This window comes from Shouchella shacheensis (assembly GCF_001484965.1).
Lineage (GTDB): Bacteria > Bacillota > Bacilli > Bacillales > Bacillaceae_D > Shouchella > Shouchella shacheensis.
The window spans coordinates 48,163-64,126 of the sequence record NZ_LLYY01000003.1 but is presented as its reverse complement, the minus strand read 5'-3'; the positions used below and the strand labels follow the sequence as shown (position 1 = coordinate 64,126).

At 44.8% G+C, this 15,964-nt stretch carries 18 protein-coding genes and 1 tRNA gene; 5 read left to right on the top strand and 14 right to left on the bottom strand.

The window, feature by feature from the left end; genetic code table 11:
- Positions 1–22 precede the first annotated feature (22 nt).
- Together AVZ68_RS06520 and AVZ68_RS06515 are read right to left on the bottom strand one after the other, a co-directional pair.
- Positions 23–859, bottom strand: coding sequence for an ABC transporter permease (locus AVZ68_RS06520; RefSeq protein WP_059103719.1), 837 nt, complete (start codon positions 857–859; stop codon positions 23–25).
- A complete protein-coding gene (locus AVZ68_RS06515; RefSeq protein WP_059103718.1) occupies positions 828–2,045 on the bottom strand; it encodes a quaternary amine ABC transporter ATP-binding protein in 1,218 nt (405 codons plus the stop codon). The genes AVZ68_RS06520 and AVZ68_RS06515 overlap by 32 nt, the downstream gene beginning before the upstream one ends.
- A gap of 262 nt (positions 2,046–2,307) precedes the next feature.
- Here AVZ68_RS06515 and AVZ68_RS06510 point away from each other — a divergent pair, with 262 nt between their 5' ends.
- A complete protein-coding gene (locus tag AVZ68_RS06510; RefSeq protein ID WP_059103717.1) occupies positions 2,308–2,862 on the top strand; it encodes a GbsR/MarR family transcriptional regulator in 555 nt (184 codons plus the stop codon).
- Between the two features lie 278 nt (positions 2,863–3,140).
- Here AVZ68_RS06510 and AVZ68_RS06505 read toward each other — a convergent pair whose 3' ends face one another.
- From AVZ68_RS06505 to AVZ68_RS06485, 5 genes are all read right to left on the bottom strand, one after another.
- On the bottom strand, positions 3,141–4,103 hold the full coding sequence (locus AVZ68_RS06505) for a siderophore ABC transporter substrate-binding protein (protein ID WP_059103716.1): 963 nt from the start codon (positions 4,101–4,103) through the stop codon (positions 3,141–3,143).
- Positions 4,104–4,208: 105 nt separating this feature from the next.
- Positions 4,209–5,027: an iron ABC transporter ATP-binding protein gene (locus AVZ68_RS06500; protein ID WP_082676354.1), complete on the bottom strand. Its 819-nt coding sequence runs from the start codon at positions 5,025–5,027 to the stop codon at positions 4,209–4,211.
- Positions 5,024–5,977: an iron chelate uptake ABC transporter family permease subunit gene (locus tag AVZ68_RS06495; RefSeq protein WP_059103715.1), complete on the bottom strand. Its 954-nt coding sequence runs from the start codon at positions 5,975–5,977 to the stop codon at positions 5,024–5,026. The genes AVZ68_RS06500 and AVZ68_RS06495 overlap by 4 nt, the downstream gene beginning before the upstream one ends.
- Positions 5,967–6,920, bottom strand: a complete 954-nt coding sequence (locus AVZ68_RS06490; protein ID WP_059103714.1) for an ABC transporter permease — start codon at positions 6,918–6,920, stop codon at positions 5,967–5,969. The genes AVZ68_RS06495 and AVZ68_RS06490 overlap by 11 nt, the downstream gene beginning before the upstream one ends.
- Before the next feature lie 376 nt (positions 6,921–7,296).
- On the bottom strand, positions 7,297–7,947 hold the full coding sequence (locus tag AVZ68_RS06485) for a phosphatase PAP2 family protein (protein WP_059103713.1): 651 nt from the start codon (positions 7,945–7,947) through the stop codon (positions 7,297–7,299).
- Between the two features lie 322 nt (positions 7,948–8,269).
- On the opposite strand from AVZ68_RS06485, the gene AVZ68_RS06480 reads away from it, so the two are divergent.
- Positions 8,270–8,725 (top strand): DinB family protein, encoded by a 456-nt coding sequence (locus AVZ68_RS06480; RefSeq protein WP_059103712.1) that lies wholly within the window; start codon positions 8,270–8,272, stop codon positions 8,723–8,725.
- Positions 8,726–8,875: 150 nt separating this feature from the next.
- Here AVZ68_RS06480 and AVZ68_RS06475 read toward each other — a convergent pair whose 3' ends face one another.
- The 3 genes from AVZ68_RS06475 to cyoE form a co-directional block, all read right to left on the bottom strand.
- A complete protein-coding gene (locus AVZ68_RS06475) occupies positions 8,876–9,241 on the bottom strand; it encodes a YisL family protein (protein ID WP_059103711.1) in 366 nt (121 codons plus the stop codon).
- A 95-nt stretch (positions 9,242–9,336) separates the two neighbouring features.
- Positions 9,337–9,861 carry a CcdC family protein gene (locus AVZ68_RS06470; protein WP_082676352.1) on the bottom strand — a complete coding sequence of 175 codons (525 nt, stop codon included), beginning with the start codon at positions 9,859–9,861 and terminating at the stop codon, positions 9,337–9,339.
- A gap of 231 nt (positions 9,862–10,092) precedes the next feature.
- Complete coding sequence (gene cyoE / locus AVZ68_RS06465; RefSeq protein WP_059103710.1) at positions 10,093–11,031, bottom strand: heme o synthase; 939 nt, start codon at positions 11,029–11,031, stop codon at positions 10,093–10,095.
- 275 nt (positions 11,032–11,306) lie between these two features.
- On the opposite strand from cyoE, the gene AVZ68_RS06460 reads away from it, so the two are divergent.
- Positions 11,307–12,239 carry a manganese-dependent inorganic pyrophosphatase gene (locus AVZ68_RS06460; RefSeq protein WP_059103709.1) on the top strand — a complete coding sequence of 311 codons (933 nt, stop codon included), beginning with the start codon at positions 11,307–11,309 and terminating at the stop codon, positions 12,237–12,239.
- Between the two features lie 163 nt (positions 12,240–12,402).
- Positions 12,403–12,474, top strand: a tRNA-Ala gene (locus AVZ68_RS06455).
- A 301-nt stretch (positions 12,475–12,775) separates the two neighbouring features.
- Here the strand turns inward: AVZ68_RS06455 and AVZ68_RS06450 are convergent.
- The 4 genes from AVZ68_RS06450 to AVZ68_RS06435 form a co-directional block, all read right to left on the bottom strand.
- On the bottom strand, positions 12,776–13,063 hold the full coding sequence (locus tag AVZ68_RS06450; RefSeq protein ID WP_059103708.1) for a hypothetical protein: 288 nt from the start codon (positions 13,061–13,063) through the stop codon (positions 12,776–12,778).
- Between the two features lie 81 nt (positions 13,064–13,144).
- A complete protein-coding gene (locus AVZ68_RS06445; protein ID WP_082676351.1) occupies positions 13,145–13,816 on the bottom strand; it encodes an SOS response-associated peptidase in 672 nt (223 codons plus the stop codon).
- A gap of 62 nt (positions 13,817–13,878) precedes the next feature.
- Positions 13,879–14,337, bottom strand: coding sequence for a GNAT family N-acetyltransferase (locus AVZ68_RS06440; protein WP_157404596.1), 459 nt, complete (start codon positions 14,335–14,337; stop codon positions 13,879–13,881).
- A 262-nt stretch (positions 14,338–14,599) separates the two neighbouring features.
- On the bottom strand, positions 14,600–15,319 hold the full coding sequence (locus tag AVZ68_RS06435) for a DUF421 domain-containing protein (RefSeq protein WP_367576328.1): 720 nt from the start codon (positions 15,317–15,319) through the stop codon (positions 14,600–14,602).
- Positions 15,320–15,535: 216 nt separating this feature from the next.
- Here AVZ68_RS06435 and AVZ68_RS06430 point away from each other — a divergent pair, with 216 nt between their 5' ends.
- Positions 15,536–15,913, top strand: coding sequence for a DUF488 domain-containing protein (locus tag AVZ68_RS06430; protein WP_059103706.1), 378 nt, complete (start codon positions 15,536–15,538; stop codon positions 15,911–15,913).
- Positions 15,914–15,964: the final 51 nt, after the last annotated feature.

Genomic DNA, 15,964 nt, shown 5'->3' with positions numbered 1-15,964 from the left:
TCAGGGTTTCCATCAATACGCCTTAATCGTTCTTTTGATTGAAGCTTTGCGTTAGACGGTCAAGAATAATCGCGACCACAACAATTGCAATGCCGGCTTCAAATCCGCCACCTATATCATTTCGTCCAACCGCACGGTAGACTAGTTGTCCAAGACCTGTAGCCCCAATCATTGAAGCAATAACAACCATCGACAATGCAAGCATAATGCTCTGGTTTATACCGGCCATGATCGTTCCCTTTGCCATTGGCAGTTGGACTTTGAACAACTTCTGTGTCCCCGTTGACCCAAAAGCATCCGCGGCCTCTATGAGCTCAGTGGACACCTGGCGAATGCCAAGATTCGTCATCCGCACCGTCGGCGGCATCGCAAAGATAACGGAGGCAAACACTCCAGGAATCATCCCAATGCCGAAGAAAGCAACGGCGGGAATCAAATAAACAAAGGCAGGCATGGTTTGCATGAAATCTAAGATGGGCTTAATGATTCCTTCAACAACGCTGCTTTTCGCCATCCAAATGCCCACAGGCACGCCAATAATAACCGATATGAGTCCTGCTGCGAGAACAAGAGCAAGCGTATCGATCATGTCCTCCCAAAACCCGAGGTTATCAATAAGCAACAGACCAAGGACAATAAAAGCCAAAAGGCCCCATTTCTTTCGATTTAAAAAGAACGCCAGCCCCGCGACAATAAGGATAAAGAGCCATGCAGGTGGGAAAGACAGCACTCCCCCTAAAAACGTCAGTAAAGCATCAATGCCGTTACGAGCCGCTTCAAAAATAAATCCAGCATTCTGTAGCCAATCGACAAACGTCTCAACCCACTCACCGAGTTCCAGACGGGGTAGAATATCCATCAAAATCAACCTCACTTCCAGATAGAGCACCGAGCACAGCGCTTCTTACTATAATACCTTGCAGTTTGTTGTCCTTTACGACCGCTAGTGGATAGGAGCTTACAGAAAGCTGATCCAGCAGTTCATTGATCGCGGTTTCCGGACCCGTACGTGGAACATCGGTTTGAATAATGCCCTGCACGCTATTTTTGTTTTCTTTAATGAGCTCGGATGTATCATTTGCATGGATAATACCGACTAGCTCTCTGTTTCGTTTTGTTACGTAAATGCTTGAAAGACCTGCGTCCCGCATGCGTTGAAGTGCTACGCGTGGGCCGTCTTTTTCAAAATTAATCGTTTCCGGCCGAATCATCACATGTTCGGCTGTAAAAACTTTTGAGCGGTCCACGTCTTCGACAAAACGCTCGACATACTCATTTTCCGGCTGCGTTAAGATTTCTTCCGGCGTGCCGATTTGCACAACCGCCCCGTCTTTCATAATCATAATGCGATCGCCAATTCTAAGCGCTTCGTCCAAGTCATGCGTAATAAAGATAATGGTTTTTTGCATCGTTTCCTGCAAATCTAAGAGTTCATCCTGCATATCTTTGCGAATGAGAGGGTCAAGCGCGGAAAAAGCTTCATCCATTAAAAGAATATCAGGATCGTTGGCAAGCGCACGGGCAAGTCCGACACGCTGCTGCATACCGCCTGATAATTCGTTTGGATAGCTGTTCTCATACCCTTTTAGACCAACTAATTCCAAAGACGTCATGGCTTTTTCTTTACGAGTTCGCGACGCAACCCCCTGGACTTCAAGTCCGTATTCAACGTTTTGAACAATCGTCCGATTTGGGAAAAGACCAAAGTTCTGAAAAACCATGCTCATTTTTTTCCGTCTGGCCGTACGTAAATTCTTTTCATCCATTTTCGCAAGGTCATCCCCATCAAGCAAAATGCTCCCTGACGTCGGTTCAATTAGTCGATTTAGGAGACGAACAATGGTTGATTTCCCACTACCGGAAAGTCCCATGATCACAAAGACTTCCCCATTTTCAACATCAAAACTCGCTTTATTAACGCCGACCGTTAAGCCTGTTTCCCGCAGTATCTCGGGCTTTGTTTTGCCTTGCTCAAGCATGTCTAACGCCCGTTTTGGTTTTTTCCCAAATACTTTCGTTAAGTCCTCTACTTTAATTTTTGACAAATCTTCCACCTCTTTATTAAAATCCTGCTTCCTACGACCTTCTTACTATACCTTGCCTTCATAGGTCTTAGCAATTTTCATTTAAGAGATTTATAGCTGATATTATTTGTACAGTTCAAACTGTACAGACCAAACAGTCAAAGTTCTCTTATTTGCTCGCTTATCCTGCTACATGATGTCTCGTTGTCTAGTTTTACGCTCTAAATTCCTTTGGTACACTTTCATTAGTAGGTTTCACGCTTCATAACTGGAGGAAAATAAGATGTCGCAGGATGCCAAGCACGTGCAATATAATTGTAAACAGCTTCAGGAAATACGCGAAACGTTTATTCACGAGCTCTCTACCAATTTACATTTATATGGCATTACCGAATCGGTGGGACGATTATACGGGACGCTTTTATTCGAGGAAGAGCCTTTAACACTTGATGAAATGAGCGAGCGATTAAGCATGAGCAAAACAAGCATGTCAACCGGGATACGGACGCTTGTTGAGGCTCGGATGGCAAAGAAAGTTTGGCAAAAGGGGGTGCGCAAAGATTTGTACGAAGGGGAGGACGATTGGTATCAATCGTTTATTGCCATTTTCACCCGCCAGTGGAGAGCCTCCCTTGAGAGCAACACTCGAGCGCTAGAGGAAATGCGTGGTGACCTCCTTCAGCTCTCTCGCACGCGCGAACATGAGTCTGCGTTCATAGAGGAGATTGAGGTAGATTTGGCAAAGCTTGACCATGCCGAGAATTACTATGTCTGGCTTGAGCATTTCATTGAATTTCTTGAAAGCGATAAGATTTTTGACGTCATCCCGAAACGCTAAGTGATTCGAAAGCAGAGAACAGAGGCGAAATTTGGGGATACCAGAACGTCGTCTCGGTGTCGGGACAAGAAAAGTTGAGGTGCCCTGCTCACGAGCGACAAGTTCTGGAGCGGCGGCGTATCAAGCCCCGTTTTGGCTAGATCTGGCGGCGAGAAGAAACCCCGAGCGAGTGGACAATCGAGCTCGACAATCCGTGAGGCGCAGGCAGGTTGCCTAGAAGCTAGACAAAAAAAGCAGCTACTCACTCGCCCGAGCAGCTGCTTTTTTGTTCGTAACCCTTATCCTTCAAAGCCTTCATCGATTTCTTCCACCATGTAGCGCACTGATTCAAGTCCGCCACCACTCAGATACCAGTAATCCCCATTCATATGGACAATGTTTTCATTTTGCGCAGCATCTGTCCGATCTACGAGTTCATTATCTAGAATCTGATCGGAGGAAGCTTCATCCCCTATCGTAGCCCCTCGATCGAGCACGAACAAATAACCAGGGTTTGTTTCGGCTATGTACTCAAATGAGACTGTTTCTCCATGGGTCTGACTATCAATATCATCTGCTGGTGTGATTCCGAGGACATCATGAATCAATCCAAAGCGCGAGCCTGCCCCATAGGCACTTACAGCCCCTTCATCCGCAGAAATAATTAATCCGTTCTCATCCGAGTTTTCCGCACGCTCTCTGACATCATCGATTACTGCGTGAATCTCGCTAAGCTGCGCCTCCACTTCATCTTCGGCTCCAAAAATTTCACCAAGTGTGTGCATGTTTTCTTCAAAGGATTCCATGTAATTTTCATTGTCAACGGCCATGTAAACGGTCGGTGCAATTTCACTTAATTCCTCATAACTATCAGACGCTCTTCCAGAGATGAAAATCACATCCGGCTGCATTTCATTGATGAGTTCGAAGTTTGGTTCGAAAAGGCTACCGACATCCTCATACTCATCGCTTTCAAAATCAGACAAGTATTCCGGCACATTGTTTGCTTTTGGAATCCCTGTGATGTTCCCATCAAGTGCACGTACAGAGTCTGTAAGCCCATTGTCAAAGGAAACAACCGAGTCTGGATTAACTGGGACTTCCGTTTCCCCTAACTCATGCTCTACCGTCATGGTCTCTTGGGAGGCATCCTCGTTTGAAGAAGTGTCCTCTTCCGCCGCCCCTGTATTTGTATCACCGCCACAAGCCGCAAGTCCCGTAACGGAGAGCGCAGTCATCATCCAAAGCATATGTTTCTTCATTTCCCTATCTCCTTGTATGTGTAATTTTCCCATTTAGACCCCTCTATGAATGAACACTTTCGTATTTCTATTTAACAGTCACCACTACCGGGCGAACCACCTCCTTTACGTGAAGTAGACACAAATTTTGTTGCAGTTTACTTCTTCAATGTTAATATCCATGTCGTATATATTTCGCAGTGACACCGGGTTGATGATATCGTGGCAGCGCCCATCTTCCACAACGCGCCCATCCCTCATCGCCACAATGTTGTCAGAATAGCAAGAGGCAAAGTTAATGTCATGAACGACGATAAGGATCGTTTTGCCCAACTCATCAACAAGGTTCCTTAGCGTTTTCATAATCGAGACGGAGTGTTTCATATCTAAGTTGTTGAGCGGTTCATCAAGGACAATATAATCGGTATCTTGCGCGAGCACCATCGCAATGTACGCTCTCTGCCGTTGACCACCGCTGAGTTGATCCAAGTATTTATCCTGAATATCGCGCAAAGACATGTAATCAATCGCGTTTTCAACAAAGCCCCAGTCCTCTTTTGTCAAGCGGTTCTGTGAGTAAGGAAAACGACCGAAGCTCACCAACTCGCGAATCGTGAGGCGAATATTGATGTTGTTCGCTTGCTTTAAAATAGAAATCTTCTTGGCAAGTTCGTTGCTTTTGCAGTCATCAATTTCCTTGCCTTCAAAATACACTTCTCCTTCGTCTTTCTTTGTCAGGCGACTAATCATGGAAATGAGCGTACTTTTTCCAGCTCCATTTGGTCCAATAAAAGAGGTAATCGTCCCCTTTTGAACGGAAACCGAAACATTGTCAACAACCTTTTTTCCATCGTATCGTTTCGTGACATTTTTCACTTCTAAGCCAGTGTCTGTTTGCGCGACGGGCGCTTCTAGTTCCAACTCTTTTCTAAGTGCAATTGTCATTCGCTTTTTGTCCCCCTAAGCAGTAGATAGATAAAGTAAGTGCCTCCAACAAAGTTAATGATGACGCTGAGTGGTGTTGAATACGTAAATACCCGTTCCACGATCAGTGTTCCACCGACAAGTGCAACAATGCTGACTAGAATAGAAGCCGCAATCAACTGTGTGTGTTTGAACGATTGAATCATTTCACGTGCAACGTTCACGACGAGCAAACCAAGGAATAAAATCGGTCCTACCAGTGCCGTTGAAACGGAGACGAGTATGGCAATCACAATCAAAAATTTTCGGATTGCCTTATCATAAGGAACCCCAAGGTTAATTGCTTGGTCCCTACCAAGCGACAACGTATCAAGATATTTGAGATACGGCCATACATAGATCATCGTTGCTATAATCATGGCGATCGACAGCCATAATAAATCCTCATTAATGTTGCTAAAACTTGCAAACATCCGGTTTTGAATCGATTGAAACTCATTCGGATCAATCAGCACTTGCATAAACGTAGATAGGCTGGAAAACAACGTTCCAAAGACAATCCCGACAAGCAAGAGGAAATATAGATTTTGCTGCTCCCGCTTGAAAAGGAGAGCATATAGCAGCAGGGCGAATAACATCATGAACACAATCGATAATAAGAAATTCGCTTCTTGGCTGAAGGCGACAAGACCAGCCGTGCCGAAAACGAAAATCAACGTCGTTTGAATCAGCATGTAAAGCGAGTCAAGCCCAATAATGCTCGGAGTTAGAATGCGGTTATTTGTGATTGTTTGAAAAATCATTGTCGAAAACGCAATCGCAGCACCGACAACAATAATGGCACTTATACTTCTTGCCCTTCTCGGCAGAGCATAATCATACCCTTCTGGGCTAAGCCCAATGAACATAAACGTTGCGATAAGACCTACTGAGGCTACTATAAGTATGGTGTAAATCCATCTAGGCTGCATGAGAATTTCTCCTTAAGAGAAGGTAAAGAAAGATCGCACTTCCAATGACTCCTACCATCAGTCCGATCGGTATCTCGTAAGGATAGATCAAAATACGCCCCAGTATGTCACACGCAAGTAGGAAGATAGCTCCAAACAAAGCGGTGTGTGGAAGGCTATTTTTCAAATTATCGCCTCTCATAATTGAGACGATATTTGGGATGATCAGTCCTAGAAACGGGATCGATCCAATCGTTACCACGATCGTCGCAGTGATAAGCGCGACAATGAACAGCCCCGTATTCATGATCTGCTTATAATTAAGGCCGAGATTCGTTGAAAAGTCTCTCCCCATCCCGGCGACTGTAAAGCGATTCGCAAATAAGAAAGCGACAATCACAAGCGGTATTCCAACATACAAAATCTCATAGCGGCCCCGAAGAACAAGGGAGAAACTCCCTTGCATCCAAGCGGACAAGCTTTGAATCAGATCATAGCGGTACGCAAGAAATGTTGTGACTGAGTTCACAACGCTACCGAGCATCATCCCAACAAGCGGGACAAAGATGACGTTCTTAAAGCGAATACGCTCAAGAATCTTCATAAATAAAAACGTCCCGCCAAGCGCAAACAAGAAAGCAACAAACATACGCTCCAGCGTACTCGCCTGCGAAAATACCACAATCGCAACGAGAATCCCGAGTCTTGCCCAGTCCATCGTACCCGCGGTTGTCGGAGAGACAAACTTATTCTGTGTAAGCTGCTGCATAATCAAGCCACACACACTCAAGCTCACGCCTACAATGATAATGCTCACCAATCTCGGAATCCGACTGATAAGAATCGTTTGCACCTGGTCATCATTTAATTTAAAAAGATCCAAGGGTGATATTTCTTGTACTCCCACAAATACCGATATAATCGATAAAAGGATGAGTAACGGCAGTAAGTATTTAATTTTCATAACAGATCAAAATGACAGCTGCACTTTGTTCGCTCCTCCTTTTTCAGGTCAAATTCGCGCATACGAACGTAATAAGATTATTATCATCATATAGGTTGATGAAGTCTTTTTTTATTACTTTGGCTGACCGTTTGAATCGCTCTCGTCTCAAAACGCCCTCTGATTCTAGCTTATTCCCGTGAACAATTAGAACGAGTTACATGATGATACTGATTATCAATTGTATTTACATTCTACCGACCTTAATGAGAAAGGTCAACCGTGTTTCCATATTTTCCTTTGAAAATATAAGGATTTATCCAAGATTGATAATGAGAATCAGAAACTTTAAGATAGAAAAAAAAGAAGACGATCCATAGCAAGGACCTCTCCTTTCTCAATTACCGATTAGTTCATCCTTCCTCTTTCTTGGCGCCGTTTTCCAAAACGCCCAAATCGAGAACGTCAAAATCGAAAGACTGCATAAAAAGCCAGCAGTCACATCGCTAAAATAATGGACGCCTAAATACATTCGCGAAAAACCCATGGTGAGGATCATTCCTACCCCGGCAAAAAGAAGAGCCGCTTTTGAGCCCCTCGCCTTCATATGTCGCCATAGCAAATAGATGAGAATGCCATACAGTGACATCGCCGCCATGGAGTGACCACTTGGAAAACTATAGCTTGGCTCTTCGACAAGAAAGAAGATTTCCGGGCGAGATCGTTGAAAGAGCTGTTTCAATAGCGTATTAGCAGCAGCCGTCGAAAGCATAACAAAGGCAAACAAAAAGAGTTCACGCTTGTAGCGAAGGCGCCAGTAAAAGAAAATGATGAGCATTACCGAGAGCACGACAACCATTCGTGTTCCACCAATAAAGGCAAAACCGTGCATCACCGTGGTTACCCATGGCAGTCTATTCTCAGCGAGCGTTTCTAGCACTGTATAATCAAGCGTTGTAAGAAAAGGGGAGCCATAGGTTAATGCCATTGCGATAAAAGCCAGCAAACAGATCATACTACATAGCAAAAGATAGGATGGTTTTTTCATACATTCCTCTTCCTTTATTATCATAGTTGCCCCCATCTAGTTATATCCTAAAGGAACTTCCAGTGCAACAACGGGTCCCTTTTTCTGGTTTAAAAGGTAAATATGGAATTTAAGGAAGGAGGGGACATACTTAATAAAGGGAATCGCGCTAGCTAAAAACACCAATCTAAGCAGTCATTAACTCCGGTTCCATCCCTTCCCCGCCTCTCTCAGTATCTCAGTGTACTGTATCCCATGAGCACCTGACACAAAAATCCCCCCAGGCAAATAGAATGCGCTTCCATTTGATGTGCGTTATACTGAAGAGTAAGGAGGGATTCTCATGTCACTACACGCGTTTCAGTTTGCGCGTAAAGCTAATGAAGAAGTCATTACGCGAACCACTCAGGAGAATGTAGACGTCATCCCAGAAGGCTTCAGTAACTCCATCCACTGGAACTACGGGCATATCCTAGTGATTGCCGATCATTTACTCTCCCATGCCAAGAACTATGATCCCGTCGTCCCCGCTTCCTATCAACAATACTTCCATAAAGGGACGAGCCCAACGGACTGGAGCGGAGATGTACCAACACTGGAACAATTGAAGGAAGTCTCCTCAAGCCAAAAGAAAGCAATTCAATCCTTGCTCGAGAGAAATAAGGAATCGGATGCTACCGAGGTCTTTACTTTGTTCGACCAGCGATTTGAAACGGTTGGTGAACTACTGAGCTTCGTCGCTTTCCATGAAGGCATGCACTACCGCACGGTTCAGCTTTATCACAACCGCTTGCAGTGAGAAGGAGCAAAGAGAAAAGCCATGAGACGATTTTAGATCTCATGGTCTTTTTAATTTTCTGTTGCCGGTTTTGATCGTTCCACTATGCCACTCAATTTGGATCTCTAGCTTGAAGCTTTAACTTAGAAACTGCTTTCGTTGGTCAAGCTTTTAGAAAGAAATGACTTGATACCCCATAAGAACCACGAGCAGAAGCGTCACTACAACCAGAATCCAACCAACCAACGCGCTCTCGCCACGCTTGGTCTTTGCAAGCGTCATTTCCATAAAACCAATCAATACAAGCGCCAGGATTCCTTTCACAACAAACATGGTCGGGAAGCCATATCCATACAACATCCCAGCTCCGGTAACGATCATAATCAAATAAAACAATCGCAGAATCATTTGAATGATCGTCCCAGCCCGATTCTTATTTGCACGGTATAGAAAATAAGAGACGACAAATAAGATAGCGAGAAACGCCCACGAACCTTCATGCGACGCCTGAAAAATTTCGAGCACTCTAGGCGACATCGATTTCCCTCCTTCCTAAAATAATCTCCCTCCATCAGTATAACGATTTCTAAGCCAGCTTTCATTCTTTACACAACATTGTCTAAAACCCTTCACTATTTTAAGGGAGCTGGCTCTGCGGAGGATCGGGAAAGTGTCCCATCTAGTTCTTGCCTGCGCTTTAACTTCAAATATTGCATCAACATCGCCCCCCGCCAAGGAACAAGCATGCCGTACGCGAGGAGAAAGAACATCCCGGAGAGCTCTTCTGGATTTACACTTTGTCCTAGAACCATCCGCAGAATGATGCGGATGAAAAGCAATGCAATAAGAATAAAAGCAAACGCTTTTGAACGCTTTAAATAAATAAAGCCGTTCCGAATTTCAAACCTAGATGTATAAATGAGAACGAGAGAAAACAGCGCTCCGACCACTAGGGCCTCCAATACATGAAAAAGCGATGGTCTCACAGGTTCGTAAAGAAACATTAGGAACCCTGTCGACATAAACAGCGGCGGCAGGATAATTTTCTTCGCAGACGTTGGTTTTTTGGCTGCTTTCATTCTTATAAATAAGGCCAGTCCTCCCATAAGAACAGCCAAAACTGTCGTCGCTGCAAGCAGCAACCCGTTTGTTTCCAAAAGACGGCACCCCCTAAATCGGCCCCTTTGTAGCCTGTATCTCTAGTATAACCCTGATTTATATGAAAACAATCCGAAAAGCGCATGTGGGTCGCACAAAAGCGCGAATTTTGGAAGGCCTGCACTCGAAATCCCGGTCTTGGATTTCGGTCCAGGACTGAAAAATCACGGCGCTTCTACCCGCTGGAGCTAAACAAAACGGCGCCTCGCGAAGCAAGACGCCGTGTCCGACTAGAAGAATGAACCAATGAACGAGTATAGAATAATGGTAGCGAATAAAATCGTCATATGGTTAAGCGAGAAGATAAACATCGTTTTTGCCCACTTTACAGGAGCCATTTTTCTATATCCCACAATGCTTAGCACGAGCCAAGCGACACTTAGCAGCAAGGCGACCGTTACGATGCCTGTGGAAAGTGGTGCAAACAAAAAACTAGCGGCAATCAGAGCAACCAGATAGACGTTTGTTTGAATGTAGGTGCGCTTAAAGCCTTTTACGACAGGAAGCATGGGCACGTTCGCTGCCTTATATTCATCGTGTCGACGAATCGCGATCGCATAAAAATGTGGCATTTGCCAAAGAACCATAACCACAAATAACCCAAGTACGCCGGGATGAAGCATGTCCGAAGTAATCGCTGCCCAGCCAATCAGCGGCGGAATTGCTCCTCCGATGCTTCCAATCTCTGTATTGTAAATTGTTCTTCGTTTCGACCACATCGTGTAGGGCACCACATATAAAAACAAGCCGATCAAGCCAAAGAGTGCAGCTAGCGGTGTCGCTAAGGCTAAAGCGACAAGTCCAATGAGTGCCATAGAAACGGCGAGAATGAGTGTTGGTTTTGTCTGCATCGTTCCTGTCACAGTTGGGCGATTTTTGGTCCGTTCCATAATCGCATCAATGTCGCGATCATACAAATTATTAAACGCGCCAGCCGCACCAATCACAAGCGTGGAGCCTAGAAGCGCAAAAATGATTTCAGTAAGCTTTTCAAGTGGACTCATGCCCATGGTATACAAAGCAAGCGTAAGACCTGCAAACATAGCAATTAAATTTGATTTAATAATACCTGTCTTAATGGTTTCAGCTAAGACATGTGAGTAAGCCTGTTTAGGTATAGCGAGAGAGGCTTTTTGAACATTTTTATCTACCTTTACGCTACTTCTCATTGTTCCCCTCTTTTCCTTCTTTCGATTCTCATCAATTCTAGACGCATTTTACCATATCCGCAAAAGAAGGTGCGTCCTCTTACACGGAGAATTCGGGATCCTGTCAAGAAGTTTTGAACGAATTATGGCAAGCACCTTGTCTATTATACGCGTAACAGAAGGTAAAAGAAAGGGGGAGTTCGCTTTCGTGACTTCTTCGATTCTTCGAAAATTGTCAGGAAACATGATACTATAGAAACGAATCTATCAAGCTTTAGAAAAAAGGAGTTAGAATCATGTCCAAAACACTCATTTTCGGTCACAAAAATCCTGACACCGATACAATTTGCTCCGCCCTCGCTTACGCTCACTTAAAAAGTGAGCTCGGCGAAAACGTAGAGGCTGTTCGTCTTGGAGAAATCGGTGCTGAAACATCGTTCGCGCTAGAAGCCTTTGACACAAAAGCCCCTCGCATTATCGAAACCGCAGCAAACGAAGTCAGTCAGGTCATTCTCATTGACCACAACGAGCGCCAACAAAGCGTCTCTGACATTGAGGACGTTCAAGTGACCGAGGTAATCGACCATCATCGGATTGCCAACTTTGAAACGACCGACCCTGTTTACTACCGAGCGGAGCCAGTGGGTTGCACAGCCACCATTTTGAACAAACTTTATAAAGAAAATCATGTGGAGATTCCAAAGAACATCGCCGGGCTCATGCTTTCGTCGATTGTCTCGGATTCGCTTCTATTTAAATCACCGACATGCACCGACCAGGATATTCAAGCAGCCAAGGAACTTAGTGCAATTGCAGAAGTCGATATCGAAACGTACGGGCTGGATATGCTCAAAGCAGGAGCCGATGTACAATCGAAGACCACAAACGAATTGCTAACATTGGACGCAAAGGAATTCTCGATGGGCTCCTATAAAGCGGAGGTCGCTCAAGTCAACACGGTCGACACGAATGACGTGCTCACGCGACAAAGCGAGCTTGAAACGACGATCAAAGAAACGATCGCGGCAAAAGACCTCGACCTTTTTGTTTTTGTTGTAACCGATATTCTTGAGAGCAACTCTGTGATTCTCGCTCTCGGAAAAGAAGTAGCAGCTGTTGAAAAAGCGTTTAACACGTCGCTATCGACCAACACGGCCATGCTTGAAGGTGTCGTTTCTCGCAAGAAACAAATTGTTCCGCCATTGACTGAGGTTTTAATGCATCAATAGAGTGGCTCGAAAAGGGAAAGCTGTCTCCTTGTATGGGACAACTTTCTCTTTCATTCACAGAAAAATGTTCATGGCTATTGACGGACTGCGCATCTATATACTATACTCACAGAGTACTGAACGAGCTGAACCTTAGTTCGCACGCGAAAATTCAGAGTAAAGTGGGGCCATAGTTCAGTGGGAGAACGCTACACTGGCAGTGTAGAGGTCGGGGGTTCGAATCCCCCTGGCTCCATCGATAACAGAGTAAAGCACCTGAGGTCTTAATCCCAGGTGCTTTTTGTCTAGCGCCGGTGGGTAGAAGCTCGGGATTTTTCGCCCTGACAACGAAACCCAAACCCGGGATTTCTTATGTCAGGTCTCCAACATCCGTTCTTCTAGGCGACCCGCCTGCGCTTTTCGGATTGTCTAGCTCCGGCGGGTAGAAGCGCCGAGATTTTTCAGGCCTGCCCGGAAATCCAAGAACGGGATTTCTCGCGCACGCCTTCCAAAATTCTCGTTTCTAGGCGACCCGCCTGCGCTTTTCGGTATTGTTTTTAAAGACTCTCCAGCTGTTCATCCACCAAATCAAGCAGCTGTTCCTTTTTGTCGCCTCTGAGCATGAATGTCTGCAGACGTGGAAGCGAGGAGTCGGCTGAACTCTCTATAATGTTTATACTGATGACGTCATGCTCCTCTGGAAGCTCCGTAATGATTTCCTCTTTGAACGTTTCCTTTAAATTGTTGAAAAGAGCAAGATTTACATTCGCCTCCCCCGCGTAATCCAACAAAACCGTCTTTGGTTTGTCCGATCGGTCGTAGTTTGTGACGATCAACTTCATCATTTCCAGGTCACCTCTATTCTCTCTTCGTAATCACTAACTGAGGAGCGTCGATTTTCTACAACCATTCTATGGCTGCGAACACTACACTCTATCCACCAGCTCCTTTGAATCATTGCATGGGTTATTCACGCGCTCACTCACTTGATACACCCGCATCTTTCCACTCTCGTATGGCGTTAGCATACGTTTAAGCAACTCCCCATCACTGATGGTCCAATCGAGCCATGCTTCTCGATTGCCTTCATCTAAAATCACAGGCATCCGCTCGTTCAATCCCTTAAGTAACTGGTTCGTATTGGTCATAATCATTGTACAGGAAGCAATCTCTTCGCCACTAGCTCCGATCCACGTATCCCACAAGCCCGCCAAGGTGAGGACTTCCTCTTCGTTTAGGATCACTCGGTACGGAGTTCCCTCCCCATTCCACTCATAATACCCATCGACAACAATTAGGCAACGTCTACGAGAAAGCAAACGTTGAAACGTTGGTTTGGTGTCAATCGTTTCAGCACGCGCATGAATTAGTTCAAAGCCAATGTTCTGGTTCTCGGCCCACGAAGGGATTAAGCCCCACTGCAAGAAACCAGCCTTCGTCTCAGCCTTATTGGCCGCAATCGTAAGTACCTGCTGAGAAGGAGCAATGTTATAACTCGCTTTGAAATCAGGAATCTCAACGCCTAACTGTTCTTCAATTTCCTCCTTTCGAGTAAACAACGTCAATCTTCTGCACATCCCCATCACCGCTTCATCCATGTAATAGTAGCCTTTTTAAGCGTTGCGTTCTTCTTTTGCTCTATGGCTAGACGGAACCATTGTTAATAGCGATCACAGCTTTCATCATATTCTAGACTCAAATGAGCAATAAACGAGTCTTCCTGCTCTATTTGAAAGCCAAATTTTTCGTAAAACTGTCGTGCTGGGCTGCCTTGAAAAACAGCCAATGACAATTTCTTTCCCTTCACATAGCTTTTTTGGATGAGAAACCTAAGCACTTCTGAACCTATTCCCTTGCCCTGAAACTCTGGTTTTATATAGAAGGTTTCAAGAAGGTCGCCTCCCTCGGCTGGCTTTACAGCAACACAGCCCACGAAAGTATGCTCCCATTCAATAACGTAGGTCAGAGAAGAAATAAAGTTTTTATGAAAGTATTCCCGTGCACGCGAGTCCTCAAGTCCATGACGTTTAAAGTCCTCTGCCATCACGGCCATCCTAAGGTCGGATAGCCTCCTTTCATCTGATGGCGACGCTTCTCTGAGTGATAGCGGTTGTTTCACTGTGTGATTTGAGCCCCCCTCAAGAACGTTTGATTTCTACAACGATCATAGCACGAAAGAAGGGGTTTTCCTTTTGTAGCCGCCTCGATTGCACGGAGCAGCTGTGGGAAAAATTGAAATTTTGAGAGCAGTACCAAACAAAAAAAGAATTGGGGCCCACAGCAGGAATAGGCGATCTTCAAAAAGTGTGGCTCCCGGAATTTAGGTAAAGTTAAGAGCTCACAAGAAGGGGCCCGAACCGAAGCTAAGAACCTACCCCTACTTACTTTAAATCGTTGGGCGGGGACACAACATGGGATTTTCGTTTAACTTCGGAAAATAAATCTTCGTCCTCTTGATTTGCCGAAGATTTTAATTCCGTTGCGAGCTCCGTTATCTGTTGAATAATTTCTTCCAATTGGTTCTGGGGCGTGGTTTGCACGTTTGCTACTTGTTGGGGAGGTGCTCCTGCTTGTGTAGCATTTTCGACTGTCTGTTTAAGCTGGTGAAGCTCTTCTTGTATAGTTTGAATATCTTGTTTGGTCGAATTCTTCGCTTCTTCTTTTAAAACAAATCCAATCTGCCCATTTGGTTCGATGGTCGCCCATTTCACATCGCTTATTTTCGCAACGTTTCTTTGTCTCAATTGCGTTTCCAATTGGTCAATCGTTAAACGGACCATTCGCAAATTTTTTAAACGAAGCTCCCCGTCTTCAATCAGAACCTTTGATGAACCGCTCACCAGTTTCTCTATAAAATCAAACTTCAGTTGACTGTATTCAATAATGATCAAGGTGAGCACTAATAAAGCTCCTACAAAAAGCGTCGACCATATATTTTTACCACTAAGCGGTTGAATGAGCAGCGACCCAATCCCAACCATAATAACAACCTGGGCAAGCGACATTTGTGAAATCGATTTCCTCCCCGCCGCTCTTAATAAGACCGTGCCAGCAACCACGATCAACGCTGATTTCCACACCCATTCCCAGCCTATATCCATCCGTATCACTCCCTTTTACTTAAAACAACCCCTCTGGTCCACCAAAAACGAAGCAGCTGGTGGTCTCTCTCCATTGTTGGGTTCCAATTCTCGTGTTAGTTTTTCTAAAGACTGGTAGCTTTATGCAAAGTACTCGAGCGCATGCGTGGTCCTAACCCCTTTTAGTCCAGACGAAAGTGGGGTATAAAAGAAAGAGAACAGAGAGGAGGTTTTTTCATGCCGATTGCAGTGAAACGAATCTATGAGGCTGCCAAAAAAGAAGATGGAGAACGTATCCTTATCGATAGGGTGTGGCCACGAGGGGTTTCAAAAGAGCAAGCGAATATTGACGAGTGGTTAAAGCAAGTAGGACCTTCTAAGGAGCTTCGGCAATGGTTTCACCACGATCCGAACAAGTTTAATGACTTTAAAAAAAGATACAAAGAAGAACTTGAGCAAAATGAAGAGCAACAGGAAGCGATGCAGCGTTTAAAAGCGCTAGTAAAAGAGCACCAGAAAAATGTAACACTTGTGTTTGCCGCAAAAGAAAAGACGTATAACCATGCTCAAGTGCTCAAAGAAATCTTGGATCAACAGCCGATAGAGACTAACTAAAGGTCAAATAACGCGCATGTGTTAGGGCTTTTCACGCAAAAAAGAGTCTTC